The organism is Sorangium sp. So ce185, assembly GCF_051526825.1.
GTDB classification, from domain to species: domain Bacteria; phylum Myxococcota_A; class Polyangia; order Polyangiales; family Polyangiaceae; genus Sorangium; species Sorangium cellulosum_D.
Window position 1 is genome coordinate 6,729,934 of the sequence record NZ_CP150316.1, and the last position, 19,435, is coordinate 6,749,368.

The 19,435-nt window shown below is 72.0% G+C and carries 13 protein-coding genes; 8 read left to right on the forward strand and 5 right to left on the reverse strand.

Translation table 11 applies throughout. The features are described 5' to 3' along the window. Entirely contained in the window at positions 1-894 is an 894-nt protein-coding gene (locus WMF26_RS24605) for an AAA family ATPase (RefSeq protein ID WP_438002285.1), read from the forward strand. Next, on the forward strand, positions 891-4,049 hold the full coding sequence (locus tag WMF26_RS24610; protein WP_438002286.1) for a hypothetical protein: 3,159 nt from the start codon (positions 891-893) through the stop codon (positions 4,047-4,049). The genes WMF26_RS24605 and WMF26_RS24610 overlap by 4 nt, the downstream gene beginning before the upstream one ends. Before the next feature lie 55 nt (positions 4,050-4,104). Here the strand turns inward: WMF26_RS24610 and WMF26_RS24615 are convergent, their stop codons facing one another. After that, positions 4,105-4,284: a hypothetical protein gene (locus tag WMF26_RS24615; RefSeq protein ID WP_438002287.1), complete on the reverse strand. Its 180-nt coding sequence runs from the start codon at positions 4,282-4,284 to the stop codon at positions 4,105-4,107. 49 nt (positions 4,285-4,333) lie between these two features. Between WMF26_RS24615 and WMF26_RS24620 the strand changes: the two genes are divergently transcribed. Together WMF26_RS24620 and WMF26_RS24625 are read left to right on the forward strand one after the other, a co-directional pair. Continuing rightward, positions 4,334-5,512, forward strand: a complete 1,179-nt coding sequence (locus tag WMF26_RS24620; RefSeq protein WP_438002288.1) for an efflux RND transporter periplasmic adaptor subunit — start codon at positions 4,334-4,336, stop codon at positions 5,510-5,512. A gap of 26 nt (positions 5,513-5,538) precedes the next feature. Further along, entirely contained in the window at positions 5,539-8,652 is a 3,114-nt protein-coding gene (locus WMF26_RS24625) for a multidrug efflux RND transporter permease subunit (RefSeq protein WP_438002289.1), read from the forward strand. A gap of 68 nt (positions 8,653-8,720) precedes the next feature. Here the strand turns inward: WMF26_RS24625 and WMF26_RS24630 are convergent, their stop codons facing one another. The 3 genes from WMF26_RS24630 to WMF26_RS24640 form a co-directional block, all read right to left on the reverse strand. Then, positions 8,721-10,790, reverse strand: coding sequence for a DUF7151 family protein (locus WMF26_RS24630; protein ID WP_438002290.1), 2,070 nt, complete (start codon positions 10,788-10,790; stop codon positions 8,721-8,723). A 131-nt stretch (positions 10,791-10,921) separates the two neighbouring features. Then, on the reverse strand, positions 10,922-12,256 hold the full coding sequence (locus tag WMF26_RS24635; protein ID WP_438002291.1) for a hypothetical protein: 1,335 nt from the start codon (positions 12,254-12,256) through the stop codon (positions 10,922-10,924). A 39-nt stretch (positions 12,257-12,295) separates the two neighbouring features. After that, entirely contained in the window at positions 12,296-13,702 is a 1,407-nt protein-coding gene (locus WMF26_RS24640; protein WP_438002292.1) for an MFS transporter, read from the reverse strand. A gap of 559 nt (positions 13,703-14,261) precedes the next feature. Here WMF26_RS24640 and WMF26_RS24645 point away from each other — a divergent pair. The 3 genes from WMF26_RS24645 to WMF26_RS24655 all read left to right on the forward strand — a co-directional run bounded on the left by WMF26_RS24645 (position 14,262) and on the right by WMF26_RS24655 (position 16,689). Further along, positions 14,262-14,507, forward strand: a complete 246-nt coding sequence (locus tag WMF26_RS24645) for a hypothetical protein (RefSeq protein ID WP_438002293.1) — start codon at positions 14,262-14,264, stop codon at positions 14,505-14,507. Between the two features lie 332 nt (positions 14,508-14,839). Continuing rightward, positions 14,840-15,877, forward strand: coding sequence for an SDR family oxidoreductase (locus WMF26_RS24650; protein WP_438002294.1), 1,038 nt, complete (start codon positions 14,840-14,842; stop codon positions 15,875-15,877). An 86-nt stretch (positions 15,878-15,963) separates the two neighbouring features. Beyond that, complete coding sequence (locus WMF26_RS24655; RefSeq protein WP_438002295.1) at positions 15,964-16,689, forward strand: hypothetical protein; 726 nt, start codon at positions 15,964-15,966, stop codon at positions 16,687-16,689. 667 nt (positions 16,690-17,356) lie between these two features. On the opposite strand, the gene WMF26_RS24660 is transcribed toward WMF26_RS24655, so the two are convergent. Beyond that, complete coding sequence (locus WMF26_RS24660; RefSeq protein ID WP_438002296.1) at positions 17,357-18,691, reverse strand: cation:dicarboxylate symporter family transporter; 1,335 nt, start codon at positions 18,689-18,691, stop codon at positions 17,357-17,359. 355 nt (positions 18,692-19,046) lie between these two features. On the opposite strand from WMF26_RS24660, the gene WMF26_RS24665 reads away from it, so the two are divergent. Further along, positions 19,047-19,361 (forward strand): hypothetical protein, encoded by a 315-nt coding sequence (locus WMF26_RS24665; protein ID WP_438002297.1) that lies wholly within the window; start codon positions 19,047-19,049, stop codon positions 19,359-19,361. Positions 19,362-19,435: the final 74 nt, after the last annotated feature.

Genomic DNA, 19,435 nt, shown 5'->3' on the forward strand with positions numbered 1-19,435 from the left:
ATGGACGAGCACTACGAATTCCGCCAGTACCCCGACGGGCCGTTCGACGGCGACGACTACATCCCCAGCAAGAAGCTCGCGGTCGCGGTGAATACGGCGCTCGCGGCCGAGCAGCCGCTGCTCGTCACCGGCGAGCCGGGCACCGGCAAGACCAGGCTCGCCGAGTCGGTCGCGAGGCGCCTCGGCCTGGGCGAGGTCCTCACCTTCGTCGCCCGCAGCGACCACCAGGCGCGCGATTGCCTCTACTCCTTCGACAGCCTGCGCCGCCTCCACGACGCCCAGGTCAAGAGCGAGCTCGCCAGCTCCCCGGCGAATTACGTGCGTTATGAGGCGCTCGGCGAGGCGATCCGCTCGCTCGCGCCGCGCGTCGTGCTCATCGACGAGATCGACAAGGCGCCGCGCGACTTCCCCAACGATCTGCTGGGCGTGCTCGAGGGACGGCTCAGGTTCCCGGTGCACGAGACCGGCGAGACGATCGAGGGCAAGGACGGCGCGCGGCCGTTCGTGATCGTCACGAGCAACCGCGAGCAGCCGCTGCCGCACGCGTTCCTCCGGCGGTGCGTCTTTCATCACATCGAGTTCCCGAGCGACAAGGAGCTCGGCGCGATCGTGCGGTCGAAATACGCCGCCGCGCAGATCTCCGACGGCCTCCTCGCGGCGGTGCTGAAGCGCTTCCGCGAGGTCCGCGCGTCGGACATCGAGAAGCGGCCGGCGACCGGCGAGCTGCTCGCGTGGGTCAAGGTGCTCCTCCGCGCGAAGGTGACGGAGGCCGACGTGCTGGCGCGGCGCCTGGCCGAGCTCTACCCGGGCGTGCTCCTCAAGCTGGACGAGGATTTCAGGCGCGTGCTCGGCGCGACGGGCGACGCGGAGAGCGCCGGATCGGCGACCCGATGACGGGCGAAGACCGCTTCCCGTTCGACGACCTGCTCGACGAGGTGAAGCGCTCCGGCGTCGCCGTCGGGCCCCGGGAGCGGCTCGCCTTCGCGCGGTTCTTGAGCCGTTACGACGGCGCCTCGCGCGAGGAGCTGCGCACGGCGGTGGCCAGCCTGCTCGCCCGCAGCCGCGCCGAGGTGGAGCTCGTCGAGGAGGCGTTCGACCGCGTCTTCCCGGAGGAAGAACCGCCGCCCGCGCCGCCGCCCACGCCGCCGCCCACGCCGCCCATGGCGCCGGAGGCGCGCTCGAGCGCGTGGGCTGCGCTCCTGCGCTGGATCCGCCCGCGCCGTCGCCAGCTCGGCGCGCTCCTCGCGACGGTCGCGCTCGTGACCAGCGCCGCGCTCTGGATCTCCCCTGGATCACCTGATCGGGGGCCTGGCGACACGGGCAGCGGCGGGGCGAGCGGCGCGAGCACGGCGGACGGCAGCGCGAGCAGCGCGAGCAGCACGAGCAGCGCGAGCGGCGCCGGCGGGGGCGACGTCACGGCGTGCCGGCCGGAAGAGGCGAGCATCCAGCGCTGGTACCTGCCCTCTCTCGTGCTCCTCTCGGGCACGCTGCTCTCGCTCGGCGTGGCCGGCGTGGTGCGCGGGCGGAGGCGCCTGCTCGCGCGGCGGCGAGGCACCCTCACCGAGGCCTTCGTCGAGCGCTCCGGGCCGCGCTGGTACGACCTCGCGCCCATCCCCGATCGGGGCGCGCGGGCCGCGCTCGATCGGATGAGCGTGACGCTCGAGCGGTCGCTCCGCGAAGCCCTGCTGTCGCCGGAGATCGACGTGGCGCGCACCGTCGACGCGACCGCGCGCGCCGGGCTCTTCCCCACCCTCGTGCGGCGGACGCGGCTCGGCCGGACGCGCGCCGTGGTGCTCGTGGACACGAGCGCCGCGAGCCGCCCCTTCCGCGCCGCCCTGGAGGCGTTCGTCGAGGCGCTCGAGCGCTCGGGCGCCGACGTGACGCGGCTGTGGTTCGCGGGCGACCCCACGCGCGTCGCCGTCCGCCCCGGCGCGCGCGCCGTCCCCCTCGGCGCGCTCGCGCCGCGGCTCGGCGGGCAGCCGATGATCCTGCTCGGCACCGGGGAGGCCGTGGCCGCGGCGCTCTCCGATCCCCGCGAGGCGCTGCGCGTCGCGCTCCAGCCCTGGCCGGCGAGCGTGCTCCTCACGCCGATCGAGGATCCGGACCTGTGGCCTCGCGGGCTCGCGTCGCCGGCCGCGGCGGTCGCGGCCTTCCCGCTCGACGAGCACGGCGTGCTCGGCGCCGCGCGGCGGCTCGCGGCGCTGCGCTCCCACGCCGCCGCGCCGGCCTTCGCGCCGCGCGCCGAGCGCCCGCCCCTCGACCTCGTCGACCTTCACCTGCTGCGCGCGATGCTCGCGCTCGCGCCGCGGCCCTCGTTCGAGCTCGCGGAGGCGCTGCGCCGGCGCTTCTTGCCGCACACGCCGGGGTCGATCCTGCTCGCCGTCGCGCCGATCGTCGAGGGCCGCGAGACGGCGCCAGAGCGGCGCGCGCTCGCCGGATCGCTGCGAGAGGCCCGCCGGAGCGGCCGCTTCCCCGAGGCAGCGGTGCGGCGGTTCCTCCGCGACGCGCTCCTCCGGGCCGAGCCGGGCGACAAGGATTCGGCGGCTCACCTGCGCTGGCAGCAGGACGTGGCGCTTCAGGACCTCGACGCGGGCGACCGGCGCGCGCGGAGGGACGCGCGCGCGGCGCTCGCGAGGCTCCTCGCCGGGCCGATCGGGCCGGAGCTCGAGGGCCGGCTGGACAGGGAGCGCGACGTGCGGCGGAGGGTCGGGGGGCCCCGCGCGGACCTCCTGCGCCTCATCGCCCGCCGCGGCCTCCGGAGCCTCTGGCCGCCGCGCTTCGCGCTGTCGGGCGCCGCGGCGGCCTCCGTGCTCGGGGCGGCGTGGCTCTTCACGGCCGTTGCAGCGGCGGCCGGCGCCTTCTCCCCGCGTCCGCTCTCGATGGATGGCCGGGCGAACCTCGTCGTCGACGCGGAGGACCTGCGCATGGCCCTCTGCGCCTTCGACCGCTTCTACGACGTCGTGATCGCGCCCGAGGCGACGTACGGGCTCGCGCGGGCGCCCGGGCGTCCCCTCGTGGCGTTCAAGATCCGCCCCGTGATCGGCCCGGTGCGCGCGGTCGAGGCGGTGGAGCAGCGCCTCGACGCGGCGCTCGAGGACGCCTTCCTGGCGCGGACGAGCGGGACGACGCTGGACCTTGTCACGAAGCTCCCCCAGGCCGAGGCGGGCGAGCGGCGCGAGCTCGATCCGAGCTCGCTCACGGTCAGCGACGGGCCGGCCTCGCCCGTTCCTCTGCAGGACGGCGATCTCCTCCGGTGCCAGCACTCCTCCGGCGTCCTGCCCGGCACCGGCGACGACGCGATCGCGCGCCTGCTCGACCCCGCGAAGCGCCACCCGGACTGCCCGCCGCCGTGCAGAGCCGACGAGGCGTGGTGCTCCGGCGTCGGGTGCACGAACATCACGACCGCGGAGAACTGCGGCAGTTGCGGGAACGGCTGCCCTGCCGGGCTCTCGTGTGTGGAACGCGAGTGCCGGCTCGTGTGCGCCGCGGGCAGGACGAGATGCGGGGACCAGTGCGTCGACGTGACGACCGACCCGAGGAACTGCGGCGGGTGCGCCGGAGTGTCGGGCAGGGATTGCGGCGCGGGGACGTGCGTGCGCGGCGCGTGCGTGTCCCCTTGCCCGGACGGTCAGCTTCTCTGCGGCAAGCGCTGCTGTTCGCCGCGCGCCAACGCGACGGCGACCTGTGACGGCGGGGAGTGCGGCTACAGCTGCAACGCCGGCTTCCAGAGCTGCAACGGGACCATGAACGACGGGTGCGAGTCGAACCGCTCGACGGACCGCAACCACTGTGGCGACTGCGCGACGCGCTGCGGTGGGGGCGAAGTCTGTGCGCGTGGAAAGTGCATCCGGAACGCCCCCTCGGAAGAGATGTGCATGCACTTGTGCAAAAATGGGTTCGAGAAGTGCCTCAGCGGCTGCATGCCGAACGGGCCCAAACTGGACGCCTCTGTCCAGGACTGCACGAGAGGTTGCGAGAGAGAACAAGAGGGCTGCCTGGTGCGGTCCTGCGGGTTCATGACGGAGTCGGCGGGCCCAGCGGCCGACTGAAGCGGCGAGAAGAGGATTGAAGACAGGGCCGCAACGAAGGCCGGACCGACGTCCTCTACACCTCCTCCACCGTCGCGATCTCCGCCTCGCGGACCTCCCCCTCCGCCATCCAAGCGTCGATCTTCAGCGCAAGCGGGGCCTCCTCGGCCAGAAGCGCCGACACCTCCGCGGGCGGCGTCCGCGGCCCCGGAGGTTGAAAGACCCCCTCCCATGCACTACGCCAAGGCGGAACCAACGGACGGCCTCCTCCGGGGACCCTCCCTCGATCCAGGCCAAATCGACGTATGACCGACCTCCGCAAGCTCGGCGGGCTCCTCCCGGCCGCCCTCCTCCTCGGCCTCGGCGCGTGCCGCGCCGCGGCCGACACCCCGCCGACGCCGCCCCCGCCCGAGGTCGGCGTCATCGAGGTCCAGATGGAGCCCGTCACCCTCCGCGACGAGCTCCCCGGCCGCGTCGCCCCCCTCCGCCTGGCGGAGGTGCGCGCGCGCGTCGCGGGCGTCGTCCTGAAGCGCAGCTTCACCGAGGGGAGCGAGGTCAAGGAGGGGCAGACGCTCTTCGTGATCGACCCCGCGCCCCTCAAGGCCGCCGTCGACAGCGCCGCCGCCGCCCTCGCCAAGGGGCAGGCCAGCCTCGGCCAGGCGGAGGCGCGCGCGAAGCGCGCCACCGCGCTCGTGCAGGAGGGGCTCGTCAGCCGCGAGGCGTACGACGACGCGCTGGCCGCCCAGGCCATGGCCCACGCCGAGATCGCCCAGGCGCGCTCGGCGCTCTCGCTGGCCCGCCTGAACCTCGGCTACGCGACCGTGACCGCCCCGATCAGCGGCAGGATCGGCGGCGCGCTCGTCACCGAAGGCGCGCTCGTCGGCCAGGCCGAGGCGACGCCGCTCGCCGTCATCCAGCAGATCGACGCGGTCTACGTCGACATCAAGCAGCCCGCCTCGCAGCTCACGCGCCTGCGCCGCGCCGCGCTGGACGCCGCGCCCCAGGGCGCGGCCGGCGAGCACGCCGCGCTCCTCGTGCTCGACGATGGCGTCGAGTACCCCGAGAAGGGCGAGCTGCTCTTCTCGGACATCAGCGTCGACCCCGGCACCGGCGAGGTGACGCTGCGCGCGCGCTTCCCGAACCCGAGCCGCCTGCTCTTGCCCGGCATGTTCGTGCGCGTGAAGCTCGCCAAGCGCGTCGATCAGGCGGCCCTCACGGTGCCGCAGCAGGCGGTCGGCCGCGACGGCGGCGGCAACGCGACGGTCCTCGTCGTCCAGCCCGACGGCAAGACGGCCGTGCGCCAGGTCGAGACGGGCGGCGTCGATCGCGACCGCTACATCATCACCTCCGGCCTGAGCGCCGGCGACAAGGTCGTGGTCGAGGGCCACCAGAAGGTCGCCCCGGGCGCCGAGGTCCGCGCCGTCCCCTTCACGCCCGCGGCCTCGGCCGCCGCGCCCGCGCCCGCGGCGCCGGCGGCGCGCTGACGCGCGCGGAGCAGATCGAGGCCAGCATGTCGCGCTTCTTCATCGACCGGCCCGTCTTCGCGGTCGTCATCGCGATGTTCATCGCGCTCCTCGGGGTGATCGCGCTGCCGCGGCTCCCCGTGACGCAGTACCCGTCGGTCGCGCCGCCGACCGTCTCCATCTATGCGAGCTACCCCGGCGCGACGCCGGAGACGCTCGACCAGAGCGTCGTCAGCCTCATCGAGCGCGAGCTGAGCAGCGCCAAGCGCCTGCTCTACTTCCAGTCGTCGAGCGACGCCTCCGGCGGGGCCCAGATCACCGCCACCTTCCTGCCCGGCACCGATCCCGATCTCGCGCAGATCGACGTCCAGAACCGGCTCAAGGCGGTCGAGCCCCGCCTCCCCGCGTCCGTGCGGCAATCCGGCCTGTTCGTCGAGGCCTCGACGTCGAGCTTCCTGATGATCGTCAGCCTGTCGTCGCGCGACGGCAGCCTGAGCCCCACCGCGCTCGGCGACATGCTCGCCCGCTCCATCATCGACGATATCAAGCGCGTCCCGGGCGTCGGCCGCGTGCAGCTCTGGACCAGCGAGCGCGCCATGCGGATCTGGATCGATCCGACCAAGCTCGCGGCGCTCGCGCTCTCGCCCGCCGACGTGTCGGCCGCCATCGCCGCGCAGAACGTCCAGTTCGCGTCGGGCCGCATCGGCGACCTGCCGAGCCCGCCGACGCAGCAGATCAGCGCCACGCTCATCGCCGAGGGGCAGCTCACGACGCCCGAGGATTTCGGGGCGATCGTCCTCCGCGCGAAGCCCGACGGGTCGCGCGTGCTCCTCCGCGACGTCGCGACGATCGAGATCGGCGCGCAGAACATGGCGTCGTCGTCACGGAGCAACGGCAAGCCCGACGCGGCGATCGGCATCCAGCTCGCGAACGGCGCGAACGCGATGAAGACCTCCGACCTCGTGCGCGCCCGCATGGAGGAGCTCTCGCGGGGCCTGCCGCCCAACGTGACCTACAGCGTGCCTTACGACACCGCGCCCTTCGTCAGGACCTCGGTGCACAAGGTGCTCGAGACCCTGGTCGAGGCCATGGTGCTCGTGTTCGTGGTGATGTTCCTGTTCCTGCAGAACATCCGCTACACGCTCATCCCGGCGATCGTGGTGCCGCTCGCGCTGCTCGGCACGTGCGCGGTGATGCTCCTCGCGGGCGCGTCGATCAACATGCTGAGCCTGTTCGGCATGGTGCTCGCGATCGGCATCATCGTCGACGACGCGATCGTCGTGGTCGAGAACGTCGAGCGGCTGATGGCCGAGGAGGGGCTGTCCCCGCGCGAGGCGACGCGCAAGGCGATGGCGGAGATCTCGGGCGCCGTCGTCGGCATCACGCTCGTGCTCTCGGCGGTGTTCGTGCCGATGGCGTTCGCGTCGGGCTCGGTGGGCGCGATCTACCGGCAGTTCTCGATGTCGATGGCGGTCTCGATCCTGTTCTCGGCGTTCCTCGCGCTGACGCTCACGCCGGCGCTCTGCGTGGTCTTGCTGAGGCCCGTCCCCGCCGGCCACGCGCGGCGCCGCGGCCCGCTCGGCTGGTTCAACGCCGGCTTCGAGCGGCTCACCTCCGGGTACCGGCGCTGGGTCGCGGGCTCGCTCGACAGGCGCCGCCGGCTGCTCCTCGGGTTCACGATCCTCGTCGCGACGCTCGGCCTGCTCTACGTCCGGCTGCCGACCGCCTTCTTGCCGGAGGAGGATCAGGGGCTCGTGATCGTCGACGTGCAGCTCCCGCCCGAGGCCACGCAGCACCGCACGCTGAGGGCGGTCGAGCAGGTGGAGGCGCACTACCTCGGCCGCCCCGCCATCAGCAGCGTGGCGTCCTTCCCGGGCTTCGGCTTCTCGGGCTCGGGGCAGAACGTGGCGATGATCTTCCTGACGATGAAGGACTGGGGCGAGCGCCCGGACGGCGCGACGGCCCAGGCCGAGGCCGCGCTGGCGAACGAGAAGCTCGGCCAGATCCGCGACGGCGTTGTGTACAGCCTGGTGCCGCCGCCGATCATGGAGCTCAGCAGCACCTCCGGCTTCAGCCTGAAGCTGCAGGACCGGGGCGGGCGCGGGAACGCGGCGCTCGTGGCGGCGCAGCAGCGGCTGATCGAGCTCGCCGCGGGGAGCCCCGTCCTCGCGCAGGTGCGCGCCGAGGCGCAGCCCGACGCCGCGCAGATCCGGCTGCGGATCGACCGCCAGAAGGCGAGCGCGCTCGGCGTGAGCTTCGAGAGCGCGGCCGGGGTGCTGTCGACCGCGTTGAGCCCGACCTACGTGAACGATTTCCCCAACCAGGGTCGGCTCCAGCAGGTGATCGTGCAGGCGAACGAGGCGAGCCGGATGCAGATCGAGGACGTGCTGCGGCTGTCCGTGCCCAACGGCGCCGGTCAGATGGTGCCGCTCTCCGCGTTCGCGACGGCGGCGTGGGAGCGCGGCCCGCTCCAGCTCGCGCGCTTCAACGGGTTTCCGGCCACCGGGATCAGCGGCGCGCCGGCGCCCGGGCGGAGCAGCGGCGAGGCGATGTCGGAGATGGAGCGCCTGGCCGCGCAGCTGCCGCCGGGGTTCGGGGTGGAGTGGACAGGGCAGTCGTACCAGGAGCGGCTGTCGGGGGCCGAGGCGCCGGCGCTGCTCGCGCTGTCGCTGGTCGTGGTGTTCCTGGTGCTGGCGGCGCTCTACGAGAGCTTCGCGATCCCGCTCTCGGTGATCCTCGTGGTGCCGCTCGGGGTGCTGGGCGCGGTGCTGGCCATGACGGTGCGCGGGCTGCCGAACGACGTGTTCTTCAAGGTCGGGCTCATCACCATCATGGGGCTGTCGGCGAAGAACGCGATCCTGATCATCGAGTTCGCGAAGAGCCTGCGCGAGCAGGGCAAGAGCGTGCGGGACGCGGCGATCGAGGCGGCGCGCCTGCGCTTCCGGCCGATCCTGATGACGTCGCTGGCGTTCATCCTGGGCGTGATGCCGCTCGTGTTCGCGCGGAACGCGGGCTCGGCCACGCAGCACGCCATCGGGACGGGCGTGTTCGGCGGCATGCTCACCGCGACGCTGTTCAGCATCTTCTTCGCGCCGCTGTTCTTCGTGCTAGTCAGCCGCCTGCGGCGCGAGAGGGCGCCCGGCGACCCCCTAGAGCGATAAACGGGTTAAACCCGCCTGAAAGGCGCAGTAGAGCGGTTCTCGCCCGCCTCTGGTACTACAGAGCGGCGTCACGGGCAGCGCTCGCCGTTCCCCTCCTGGCGGTGGCTGCCGGTGACCCTCGCGAAGAGCGCGTCGACCACGCACGCCGGCAGCGACGGGTTTGCCGTGATGTCGAGGTCGGCGCGGCTCAGGGCGTCCAGGCCCACCCGCCGGAGCTGGCCGTTCTCACGAATGGCGAAGAAGCCTCGGACGCTCTGAAGCGCGAGCAGGTCGATGGTCTCGAGATCGGGGTTGCCGCTGATGGTCGCCGTTCCCCCGATCGACTGCAGCGCGTCGAGCCCGCTCCAGACAGACATCGCCGTACCGAACACCGTGAGCGTGCCCTCGATCCTGCGGAGCGTCCCCAGGTCGAGATGCTCCAGCGCCGGGTTACTGCCGATGGACACGTTACCGCCCACGTGCTCGAGCCCGAACATCGCGGGGCGGATCAGGGACGCGTTGCCGGAGATGGTCAGATCGCCTCCCACGCTGTGCGTCTGCTGCAGACCCGCCATGTGCTGGAGCCGGTCGTTGCCGACGACGTACACATCCCCGCCCAAGTTCCCGTCGTCGCGGACTGAGAAGTTCCCCAGCGCGTCGTTGTCGTCGAGCGTCAGGCCCCCGTCCACCTGCTCCACCTCGAAATAGCCGAGGTTCGAGTTGCGACGGAACGTGACGTTACCGCGCACGTGGGCCACGCTGCGCTCGAACCGCTCGATCCGTGTCCCCTCGAGCACGAGCCCCCCCGCGACGAGCCCGCTCTGCTCGATGCCGAACCACAGCGAGCTGAGGGGAGCCGCCACGTAGAGGGTGCCGCCGATCTCCAGGTGGTCTGCGAAGCTATCGGCGGTGGTGAGGAGCCACGCAACGTCGAGCGCGGGCGCTTCCTGCACGTTCACGTCCCCGATGATCCGGTCGCTCTCGATGGTGATCTTCTGCAGCGATGCGTTGCGGACCACGTTGATGCCGTGAAAGCTATCGGCCTCGAGCTCCGCGCTCGCGAGCTTCGGGTTGTCGAGGAGGGTCACCCGGCCCGCTTGCGTGGAGAGATCGCGGAGCGGCGACACCCGGACGACCACGTCGGTCAAGCTCGCGTTTCCTGCGATGACCACGTCATCGAGCCTGTCGAACATGTGGAGCTCGATCTCCTCGAGGGCCGCGTTGCCGCGCACCACGATCTCGTCGTCCACCTTGCGCAGCGCCGCGAGGCCGATGGCGGCCAGCGCGGGGTTCTCGCTCAGGTGGAGCTCGCCGCCGGTCTGCACCAGCCCGGTCAGCTCCATGCGGGCTAGCTCGGCGTTATCGTGCACGTCCAGCCTCCCCCCCACGGCCGCGAGCGCGGGGAGCGAGAGGCTCGCGAGCGCGGAGTTGCCCGACACCGTAAGGTGCCCGCCGACATGCGCGAGCGCCGGCAGCTCGACCGAGGCGAGCGAGGTGTCGCGGATCGACAGCGCGCCGTGAATCGCCCGGATGTCGGCGAGGAGCGCGAGATCTTCCGCCGACGCCACCGTGACGTCGCGCTGGATCACGTCGCTGCACTCGACCTCGGTCCACTCGACCTCGGCGTCGCCCAGCTCCCCGTCGCCGTCCGTATCGCGCCCGACCTGGAAGGCGATGCCGTCGGACGCGCAGCGCTCGCCCGGCGGCTCGGCCACCATCCGTGTCAGCAGCGCGTCGTCGCAGATGTACTCCGTCGCCGCGACCTCCTCCTCGTCGAGGACACCGTTGCCGTTCTCGTCGGGGCCCGACCGGACGGCCGCGCCGCCGTCGGCGCACGCCTCGCCGGCCGGCTCGTCGTCGACGCGGACCAGCGTCTCCGGCGGATCGTCGGGCGTGTCGTCGTCCGGCGCGACGTCCTCGTCCTGGCACTGCAGGGTCGATTCGGCGATCTCGTCCTCGTCGAGCGCGCCGTTCTCGTTGCGATCGAGGCCAGCGTGCACGACGGAGCCGCCGTGAGGACACTGCGCTTCGCTCGCCGCGTCGGTGCGCACGACGACCTCGAGCTGCCGCTCGATCGGCGCCGGGGGGTCGCTCTCGCCGCCGCACGCGGCCGGCGCGATGAGCGCGAGCAAGAGGGGGTAATAGGTTCGGGTTCCCATCGTAGGAAACCACGCATAGCACGGGCAAGCCGGTACTCGGCGGCGACGGCCCCGCGGAGCACGCTTTGCGCGCTGGCGGGCGGCGGCGGGGCCGTCGCGGTCAGCTCCGGCGCGCTGCGGCGCGCGGGCCGTCAGAACTGGTAGAGACCACCGGCCTCGACGGCCCAGCCCGTGCGGTCAGCGCCTTTGTCCGCCTCGGCGACCGGATCGAGCTTGTGGCGCGTGAGCGCCAGAGAGGGCTCGAGCACGATCGAGAGCCCCTTCATGGGCGAGAACGCGTAGCCCGCGCGCACCGTCACGTTGCGCTCGATGCCGGGGCCGTTGCCGCCGACGCGCGCGGGCGGTGTGGCCGGCGCGCCCTCTGCCGCCGGTGTTCCGGGCGTATAGCCGAGCAGCATGTCGTCGGCGCTCGGCACCGCCGCGGCCCCCGCGATGAGGTGCAGGGCGTGCTTGTCGAACGTGAGCTTCCCCGACACCCAGCCGCCCACCTCGGCGACGTCCTTCGCGCGGTGGCCCTGGCCGAGCGTCAAGAGCCCCAGGTTGGCGAGGTTCTGACCGCCGTACGCCTCGGCCCGCAGGTTCAGCGGACCGGACGTGACCTCGGCGAACAGGTTGCCGCCGATGGCCAGCTTCCTCTCTTCGGTCGGCAGGTTCGCGTCGAAGGCGAGCGACGTGGCGATCACCGACGCGCCGATCCATGCGGCCTTCTCGGCGCGGTAGCCCGCGCGCAGCGCGAAGGTGGGCGTGCGCGAGTACTCGACGTTGTTGAGGATCGCCGTGACGTTCTGGCTGACCAGACCGAGCGCGGCGCCCACCTCCACGCTGCCGAGGGTGGCGACGTAGCTGAGCTGGTGGCGCATGAAGCCCGAGTTCCCGGACTGAAAGAGCGCGCCCACGAGGTTGTACGTGTGCGTGTTCAGCGGCGAGAACAGGTCCCAGAGCTGGCCCAGCGTGAGCTTGTGCCCGTCGGTGGGAGACCACTCCACGAATGCCTGCCGCACGCGGAGCGTCATCGCCTGAGCCGGCGACGACTTGCCGAAATCGATGAAGTCGACCTCGAGTTGCCCCTTCACGGGCGTGCCCTCCCCGGCGGTCACGCCGAAGCGCGTCTGCGCCGCCTGGAAGCTCAGGCCGACGGCGTCCGGATCGGCGAGGAACACCGGGTTCACCGCGGCCGTGGGCGCGGAGTAGTTCGGGTTGCCGAAGGACTCGAGGCCGTTCCCGACGACGACGGTGGGCTTGACGATGCCGTAGACGCGCACGAGCGGCTTGTCGTCGGGCTTCTTCGGCTCGACCGGCGGCGGAGGAGCAGGCGGAGGCTCCACCACGGGCGCCGCCGCGGCCTCGGCCGGCGCGGGTTGCTGAGGCGGCTCCGCCGTTTGCGCTCTGCCCGTGGCGGGCGCGGCGACTCCGGCCAGCGCGAGAGAGGCGGCGAGCGCTGCGCTAGGTGTCTTCCACGTGATCATGAGTTCTCCTCTGAATCGGGTGCGCGGGCTCGGCCCTGGTCACGCCCCGTGGACGTCGGCGTCGATGCGGTGATCCTTGGTCTCGTGGATGAAGAGGCCGCCCACGATCAACGTGACCGCGCAGACGGCGATGGGATAAATCAGGCCCGTGTAGATGGCGCCCGCCCCGAACGTGTCCTTGGCCCAGGCCGACGCGGTGACGGCCGTGGCGATCAGCGGCAAGAAGCCGCCGAACCAGCCGTTGCCCAGGTGGTAAGGGATGGACATCGAGGTGTAGCGGATCTTCGTGGGGAAGAGCTCGACGAGGAACGCCGCGATCGGCCCGTACACCATGGTCACGTAGACCATCTGGATGCCGATGAGCAGGATCATCATGGGCACGTTGACCTCGTCCGGGTTCGCCACGGGCAGGCCGCTCGGGTTCGAGAAGTGCTTCATGGCCATGTAGATCGGGATGTAGGTGATCGCGCCGAGCGCGCAGCCGGCCATCATGATCTTCTTGCGGCCGACGCGATCGGACAGGCCGCCGAACACCAGGAACAGCGGCGTGGTGAGCGCGAGCGCGACCGACATGATGGTGTAGGCCGTCTGCCACTGGATCTTCAGCACGCTCTGCATGAACGTGAGCGCGTAGAACTGGCCCGTGTACCAGACGACGCCCTGGCCCGCCGTCACGCCGAAGAGGGCGAGGAGCACGTACTTGCGGTTGAGCGGGTTGGAGAAGGTCTCCTTGATCGGGTTCTTCGAGACCTTGCCGGTCGACTTGAGCTTCGAGAAGAGCGGCGACTCCTTCATCTTCACGCGGATGTAGAGCGAGATGGCGAGGAGCAGGAAGGAGAGCAGGAAGGGCACGCGCCAGCCGAACGCCTTGAAGTCCGCCTCGCCGAACAGCGAGCGGGTGGACCCGATCACCGCCATGCTCACGAAGAAGCCGAGCGTGGCGGTGGTCTGGATGTAGCTCGTGTAATAGCCGCGCTTCTGGTCCGGTACGTGCTCGGCCACGTAGGTGGCGGCGCCGCCGTACTCGCCGCCGAGCGCGAGGCCCTGCATGAGGCGCAAGAGCACGAGCAGGATGGTCGAGGCGATGCCGATCTGCTCGTACGTGGGCAAGAGGCCCGTCAGCGCGGTCGAGATGCCCATGGTGGCCATGGTGACGAGGAACGTGTATTTGCGGCCGATCAGGTCGCCGATGTGCCCGAACACCACGGCGCCGAGCGGGCGCACGCCGAACCCTGCTCCGAAGGTCGCGAGGCTCGCGAGCAGCTGCGCAGTCTCGTTGCCGGCCGGAAAGAACAGCCCGCCAAAGAACACGGCGAGGCTGCCGTAGAGGTAGAAATCGTACCACTCGAACAACGTTCCGAGCGACGACGCGGTGATCACGCGACGGATCGTCCCGGCATCCTCGATGGCCGCATCGGCGCCGCCATGGACGACGCCACTTGTCATGTTGGTACTCATTTGGGTCTCCCGAGAGGATGGTCCGCGCAGAGCGACTTCAGCACATCAAGAACTTTCCAGCGGGACCGTATGCTGACGAGACCCATACTACCTATCCTGCTGACTGCCAACAAGTGCGCCCAACCTCGTTCTCTGGCCTACGCGCCGGCGGAGACGAGACCGGAACAGCGGCGCAATGTTCTCGTCCGGCGTCGAGATCCCCCGGCCGAGGCTCATCGGCACCGTCCGCGCCGAGAGCTCGGCGAGCTCGCGTGTGCGGGGCCCCGCGTGCGTACCCGACCAGACGATCGGGCGCGGCCTCTCCGCGGGGCGGTGAGGGGCGCGCTCGCGGCGTTCATCATGAAGGTAGTTTGCTTGTGTCTCTGCTCCCCGGCGCGCGCACGGGTGGCGCGGAGCTTCGCGCGCCGATCGCGACCGCCGCGAGCTCTCGCCGGCAGAGGGCCGGGGCGGGAGGCGGCCGGCTCCCGCCCCGGCCTGCCGGACAGCGTCGCTGAACACCGCCGTGGACTGCCGATGAGCCGCGAGGCGCGCCTGCTGACCAAGGGGGATGAGCCCGGGCGGTCAGATCTGCGGTGACGACGAGGGTCAGGTGCCCTGCTACGACCATTTCCACACGAGCATCACCCTGACGTCCGACTGGAAGCACTTCAAGGTTCCTGTCGGGTGCCTCGTCCAAGCCGGATTTGGCCTCTTCGAGGCGATCGCGCAGGACAGGCTCCAGCGCATCCAGTTCAGCCTCGGCTCGGGCCATGCGTTCGGTTTCTGGATCGACGACGTCGCGTTCTACAAGTGACCGTTTCTGTCAGCGAGCGCGGGCATGGGTGTTCGGCGCGAAGCACGGCCGCGATCGTGGAGAGCGCGGAGGGCGGTCTCCGGCGCCTCACCTCACCTGCTCTCTGCACTCGGCGAGGCGGGCGACCGGAGCATTGGCCAGGTAGCGAAGGACCTCGACCTGACCGCGACGGCGGCTGCGCGACCGGATGAAGCGCGCGGACACGGACGCAGCCCACGGCCCGCCGGGAGCGTCGACCACGCCGGAGCGTGAGGAGCTGCCACGCGGAAGCGACACGCCCAGGTGGCATTTGCGTTGCTTGATGCCGCGGGCGAGGCGGGGGCACGACGGGCATGGGCGATTCCAGGCGGCCGGAGGTCGTGGTGATCACGGGGGCGTCAGCGGGCGTGGGGCGCGCGACGGTGCGGCGCTTCGCGCGCGAAGGCGCCCGCATCGGGCTGGTCGCGCGCGGGCGCGACGGGCTCGAGGAGGCGCGGCGCGAGGCGGAGGACGCCGGGGCGAGCGCGCTCGTCCTGCCGACCGACGTCGCCGATTCCGCGCAGGTCGAGGCCGCGGCCGCGGCGGTCGAGCAGCGCTTCGGCCCGATCGACGCCTGGATCAACGTCGCGATGACCTCGGTCTTCTCGCCCGTGAAGGAGATGCGGCCCGAAGAGTACGAGCGCGTCCTCAAGGTCAACTTCCTCGGGTATGTGCACGGAACGCTCGCGGCGCTCGCGCGGATGCTCCCCCGCGACCGCGGGATCATCGTGCAGGCGAGCTCCGCGCTGGCCTACCGGAGCATCCCCCTGCAGTCCGCCTACTGCGCGTCCAAGCACGCCATCGTGGGCTTCACCGAGTCGCTGCGCAGCGAGCTGATCCACGACGGGAGCCGCGTGCGCGTGTGCATGGTGCACCTGCCGGGGATGAACACGCCGCAGTTCCTCTGGTCGAAGTCGCGCCTGCCGTACAAGCCGCAGCCGGTGCCGCCGATCTTCCAGCCCGAGGTGGCGGCCGACGCGCTCTACTGGGCCGCGCACCACGACCGCCGCGACATCAAGGTCGGCTCCCCGACCGTCAAGGCGATCTGGGGCAACCGCGTGATCCCGGGGCTGCTCGATCACTGGCTCGCGAAGGTCGGGTACACGCGGCAGATGACCGATGAGCCCGTAAATCCGGATCGCCTCGACAACCTGTGGGCGCCCGTGCCCTGGGACTTCGGAGCGCACGGCCCGTTCGACCGGCGCGCCAAGGCCTCGAGCCTGGAGCTCTGGTTCGACATCCACCGCTGGTCGCTCGGCGCCGCGGCGCTGGGCGCGGCGGCCCTGGTCGGGGCCGCCGCGCGGCGCGCAGCGGCCCGGCGCAGCGCCCCCTGGCGGCGCCTCCTCGCGTGAGCCCGGCGCAGCACGTGCACGTCCGAGCGCGCGTGAGCGCGCGTGAGCGCGACGAGGCATCAACGCAGGACAGGGGAATCACGCAGATGCAGACACCAGGACCGGAAGAACGTGAACGGTTTGCACAGCCGGAGAGCCAGATAACGCCGCTGTCGGGCGCGCGACGCATACCAGAGGAGGAGAAGGCGGCGCCGAAGGTCGTGCTCGGCGGCTCGCTCGCCGAGGTGCTGTGCGGCGCGGCGACGATCGTCCTCGCCATCCTCGGGCTGACGGGGATCATGCCAGGAGAGCTCACGTCGATCGCCACGATCGTCTTCGGCGCCGCGCTGATCGCGCAGGGCGGCGCGATCGCCTCGCGCTTCGGCGCGCTGAGCCGCGCCGCGCCGCCCGTCGAGTGGGACACGCGCGCCGAGCTCGGCAGCGGCATGGGCGCCGAGCTCGTCTGCGGCGCGGCCGGCGTCGTGCTCGGCGTCCTCGCGCTCCTCGGCCTCGCCCCCATGACGCTGACCTCGATCGCGGTGATCGTCTTCGGCGGCGCGCTGCTGCTCGGCGGCGGCGCGACGGCGGACCTCGGCGCGCTCGACACGCACGGCGCGCACCAGCACCTCGCCCACGTCGCCCGTCAGGCGTCGATGGCCGCCGCCGGCCTGCAGTCGCTCGTCGGCGCCGGCGCGGTCGTGCTCGGCATCCTCGCGCTGGTCGGCATCTATCCCATGGTGCTCACGTTCGTCGCCCTCCTCGCGCTGGGGTCGATCGTCGTCGTGAGCGGCTCCGCCGTCTCGGGGCGGGCGGCGGCGGCGCTCCGGCGTTGAGCCGGCCGACGCTCGCCCCGACGAGGCCCCTCACCCCACCACGCGCTGGGCGACATCCTCGACGTCCGACGCGGGCGCGCGGCGATCGGGCCGCTCGGCGGAGATCGCGCTTGGCGAGCGCGATCTCCGCGGCGAGGAGCTCCTTCGCCTCGTGGATCGCATCGGCAACCGGACACGGTCGGGCAGAGGCAGCCGAGCTGCCCTCCGGCAACCGGATACGGTCGGGCGGAGGCAGCCGAGCTGCCCTCCGGCAACCGGACACGGTCGGGCGGAGGCAGCCGAGCTGCCCTCCGGCAACCGGATACGGTCGGGCAGAGGCAGCCGAGCTGCCTCCGGCAACCGGATACGGTCGGGCAGAGGCAGCCGAGCTGCCCTCCGGCAACCGGATACGGTCGGGCAGAGGCAGCCGAGCTGCCTCCGGCAACCGGACACGGTCAGGCAGAGGCAGCCGAGCTGCCCTCCGGCAACCGGATACGGTCGGGCAGAGGCAGCCGAGCTGCCCTCCGGCAACCGGATACGGTCGGGGGTGGCCGCGAAGGCCAGGACCAGCACCATGCCCGGCCGCCTGCGAGCATCGGGCCCGCGCTGGCGGCGACGCACCGCGACGGCATCCCACGGCACCGGCAACGCCGGCGCGCGCTCCGGGGTCAGCGCCCCGCGGCTGCCTTCACGACAATGCCGGGCGGGCGCCGCTCGATCCTGCGCCCCGCGCGCGGCGGCGCGTCAGCCTGCGGAGCAGCTGGAGGGCGCTCACGCAGCTGTCGGTCGAGTTCTGGCCCGACCGGAAGGAGTCCGGGAGGCCGAAGTTGAACCCGATGTAGAGCGCGATGAACGACGGGAGCAGGCGCGCGGGGATGTGCAGCGCGGCGCCCATCGGCGTCGCGAACACGACGAGCTCGCCCGGAATGCCGGGCACGACATACCCGAGCAGAAACACGATCGGCACCACGAGCGTGAGCTCGAGCAGCGAGAGCTCATGACCGACCGCGCGGGCGGCAGCGCCCGCCATGACGAACACGCAGATCAACGTGCCGTTGACGTTGAGCCAACCGCCGAGACCCACCACGAAGAGCCTGAGCTCCTGCGGCACCGCCGGATAACATTTGCGGACGAGGTGCAGGTTGAGCGGCGTCGCCAGCGCCTCGCTGCACGAGGCCCACAGCAGCGGGTAGACCTTGAGCCAGTAGTTGACGAAATAGTCGCGCAGCGAGAACTCCGGGACGGCGGCCTTCATCCTCAGCAGGTCCGCCGCATGGAAGACGAGGCAGGCAGCGCCGACGACCGCGGACACGAGCAGATAGGAGAGCATCAGGTCTCCGGCGCCGAGGGGGGGCGCCCCCGCCGAGGCGCGCGCGAGGGGACCCCCGTGCGCCTGCGCGACGAGCTGCGCGGGCAGCCCACGGAGATAGGCGCCGAGCCCGAACATGAAGAGCGGGACCAGGCACTGCACGGCGCCTCCCGCGCGCTCCAGGGCGTCCGCGGCGCGCTCCAGCGCACGGGCGACCCGCGGCGCGCGTACAGCCGCGAACGACGTCGCGATGCCGGCGCAGAGGGCGAGGAAGCACGGGCTCGAGATGACCAGGCCCGAGGCGCTATAGAGGGTGCGCGCGGCCTCGAGCGGCGCGCCCGTGCCGTGGCTGGGGAGCAGCGGGAGCCCGAACACGAGCCAGGTGACGACGACCCCGAACAGGCACGCGGCCAGACGCTTGAGGGCGAGCCAGCCCATGATGTACGCGAGCAGCCGCCCCGGGCGCCCTTGCCGGTGCAGGCTCACGAACGTCGGCACGAGGACGACGAAGATGACGACCGGCGCCAGCGTGGTGTACCAACGCAGGAGACCGTCCATGGCGCGGGTCGACCACCGCGTGACGCTGGTATCTCGTCCGGACACGAGCAGGCCGAGCGCGAGAGCGAGGAGCGTCGCGACCGGCAGCAAGGCCCTGAGCCGCTCCCGCAATCGATGTGCGCGGGGCGGGTCAGCCGACGGAGCGAGGATCGTCACGTCTCCCTCCCAGGGAATGCCGCGCGCGCGTCGCCTCGGAGATCGGCGGACGCTCGGACGACGCCCCAGACGAACACGCCGATCGATGGATTCTTGCGTATCGGGACATGCGCTTCGTGCGGGCGCCTCATTGCACATCCGACGCCAGCAGCCGAGCGCACCGGAGCGCCCGCGCGGCTGGGCCGTCCGCGGCGCGCGCCTCGTGCCCGTGCGGCGAGCCGACGGCGCCCTCGGTCAGGAGGCGGCCTCCCCGATGGGGTGGGCTATCCGATGGAAGTACAGCGTCGCCGCCGCCGCGCGAGCCGGCGAGCACGCCGATGCGCCGGCGGGGAACAGCGATTGCAGCGCGGGACATATGGATCCATCCAGCGCAATCCGGTTCGATACGGAGAGGGTCGCCCGTCCCCTCAGCGAGCGAGGTCAGGTCAGCGCCGGCGCAGGCGCCGCGACGCCCGCGGGGGCTGCCGAGCAGATCGAGCACAGCAAGGAGCCGCTCGCGCGCGACCTGGTCGCGGCCAAGGCGAGGTGGGGCGGCATCGAGGGCGAGGCAGAGCACACGGCCCGGAGCATCGCGATCGCGGCGGCCGCCGCGGTCACCGTGCTCGCCGCGGGGGCCGTGGCGGCGGCGGCGATACGCTCCAGCCGCAAGCGCCGGCGAATCTGGTGGTGACGCCGCGTCGCTCCCGAGGAGCTCGTCGTTCGGCTCCGAGAGCCGCGGGGTGGGCTCGACCCAGGGACCGCTTG

Excerpts from the sequence above, each read along its gene's own strand:
- WMF26_RS24605 (WP_438002285.1), top strand. The coding sequence starts at position 1 with ATGGACGAGCACTACGAATTCCGCCAGTACCCCGACGGGCCGTTCGAC.
- WMF26_RS24610 (WP_438002286.1), top strand. The coding sequence starts at position 891 with ATGACGGGCGAAGACCGCTTCCCGTTCGACGACCTGCTCGACGAGGTG.
- WMF26_RS24620 (WP_438002288.1), top strand. The coding sequence starts at position 4,334 with ATGACCGACCTCCGCAAGCTCGGCGGGCTCCTCCCGGCCGCCCTCCTC.
- WMF26_RS24625 (WP_438002289.1), top strand. The coding sequence starts at position 5,539 with ATGTCGCGCTTCTTCATCGACCGGCCCGTCTTCGCGGTCGTCATCGCG.
- WMF26_RS24630 (WP_438002290.1), bottom strand. The coding sequence starts at position 10,790 with ATGGGAACCCGAACCTATTACCCCCTCTTGCTCGCGCTCATCGCGCCG.
- WMF26_RS24635 (WP_438002291.1), bottom strand. The coding sequence starts at position 12,256 with ATGATCACGTGGAAGACACCTAGCGCAGCGCTCGCCGCCTCTCTCGCG.
- WMF26_RS24640 (WP_438002292.1), bottom strand. The coding sequence starts at position 13,702 with ATGACAAGTGGCGTCGTCCATGGCGGCGCCGATGCGGCCATCGAGGAT.
- WMF26_RS24645 (WP_438002293.1), top strand. The coding sequence starts at position 14,262 with ATGAGCCCGGGCGGTCAGATCTGCGGTGACGACGAGGGTCAGGTGCCC.
- WMF26_RS24650 (WP_438002294.1), top strand. The coding sequence starts at position 14,840 with ATGGGCGATTCCAGGCGGCCGGAGGTCGTGGTGATCACGGGGGCGTCA.
- WMF26_RS24655 (WP_438002295.1), top strand. The coding sequence starts at position 15,964 with ATGCAGACACCAGGACCGGAAGAACGTGAACGGTTTGCACAGCCGGAG.
- WMF26_RS24665 (WP_438002297.1), top strand. The coding sequence starts at position 19,047 with ATGGATCCATCCAGCGCAATCCGGTTCGATACGGAGAGGGTCGCCCGT.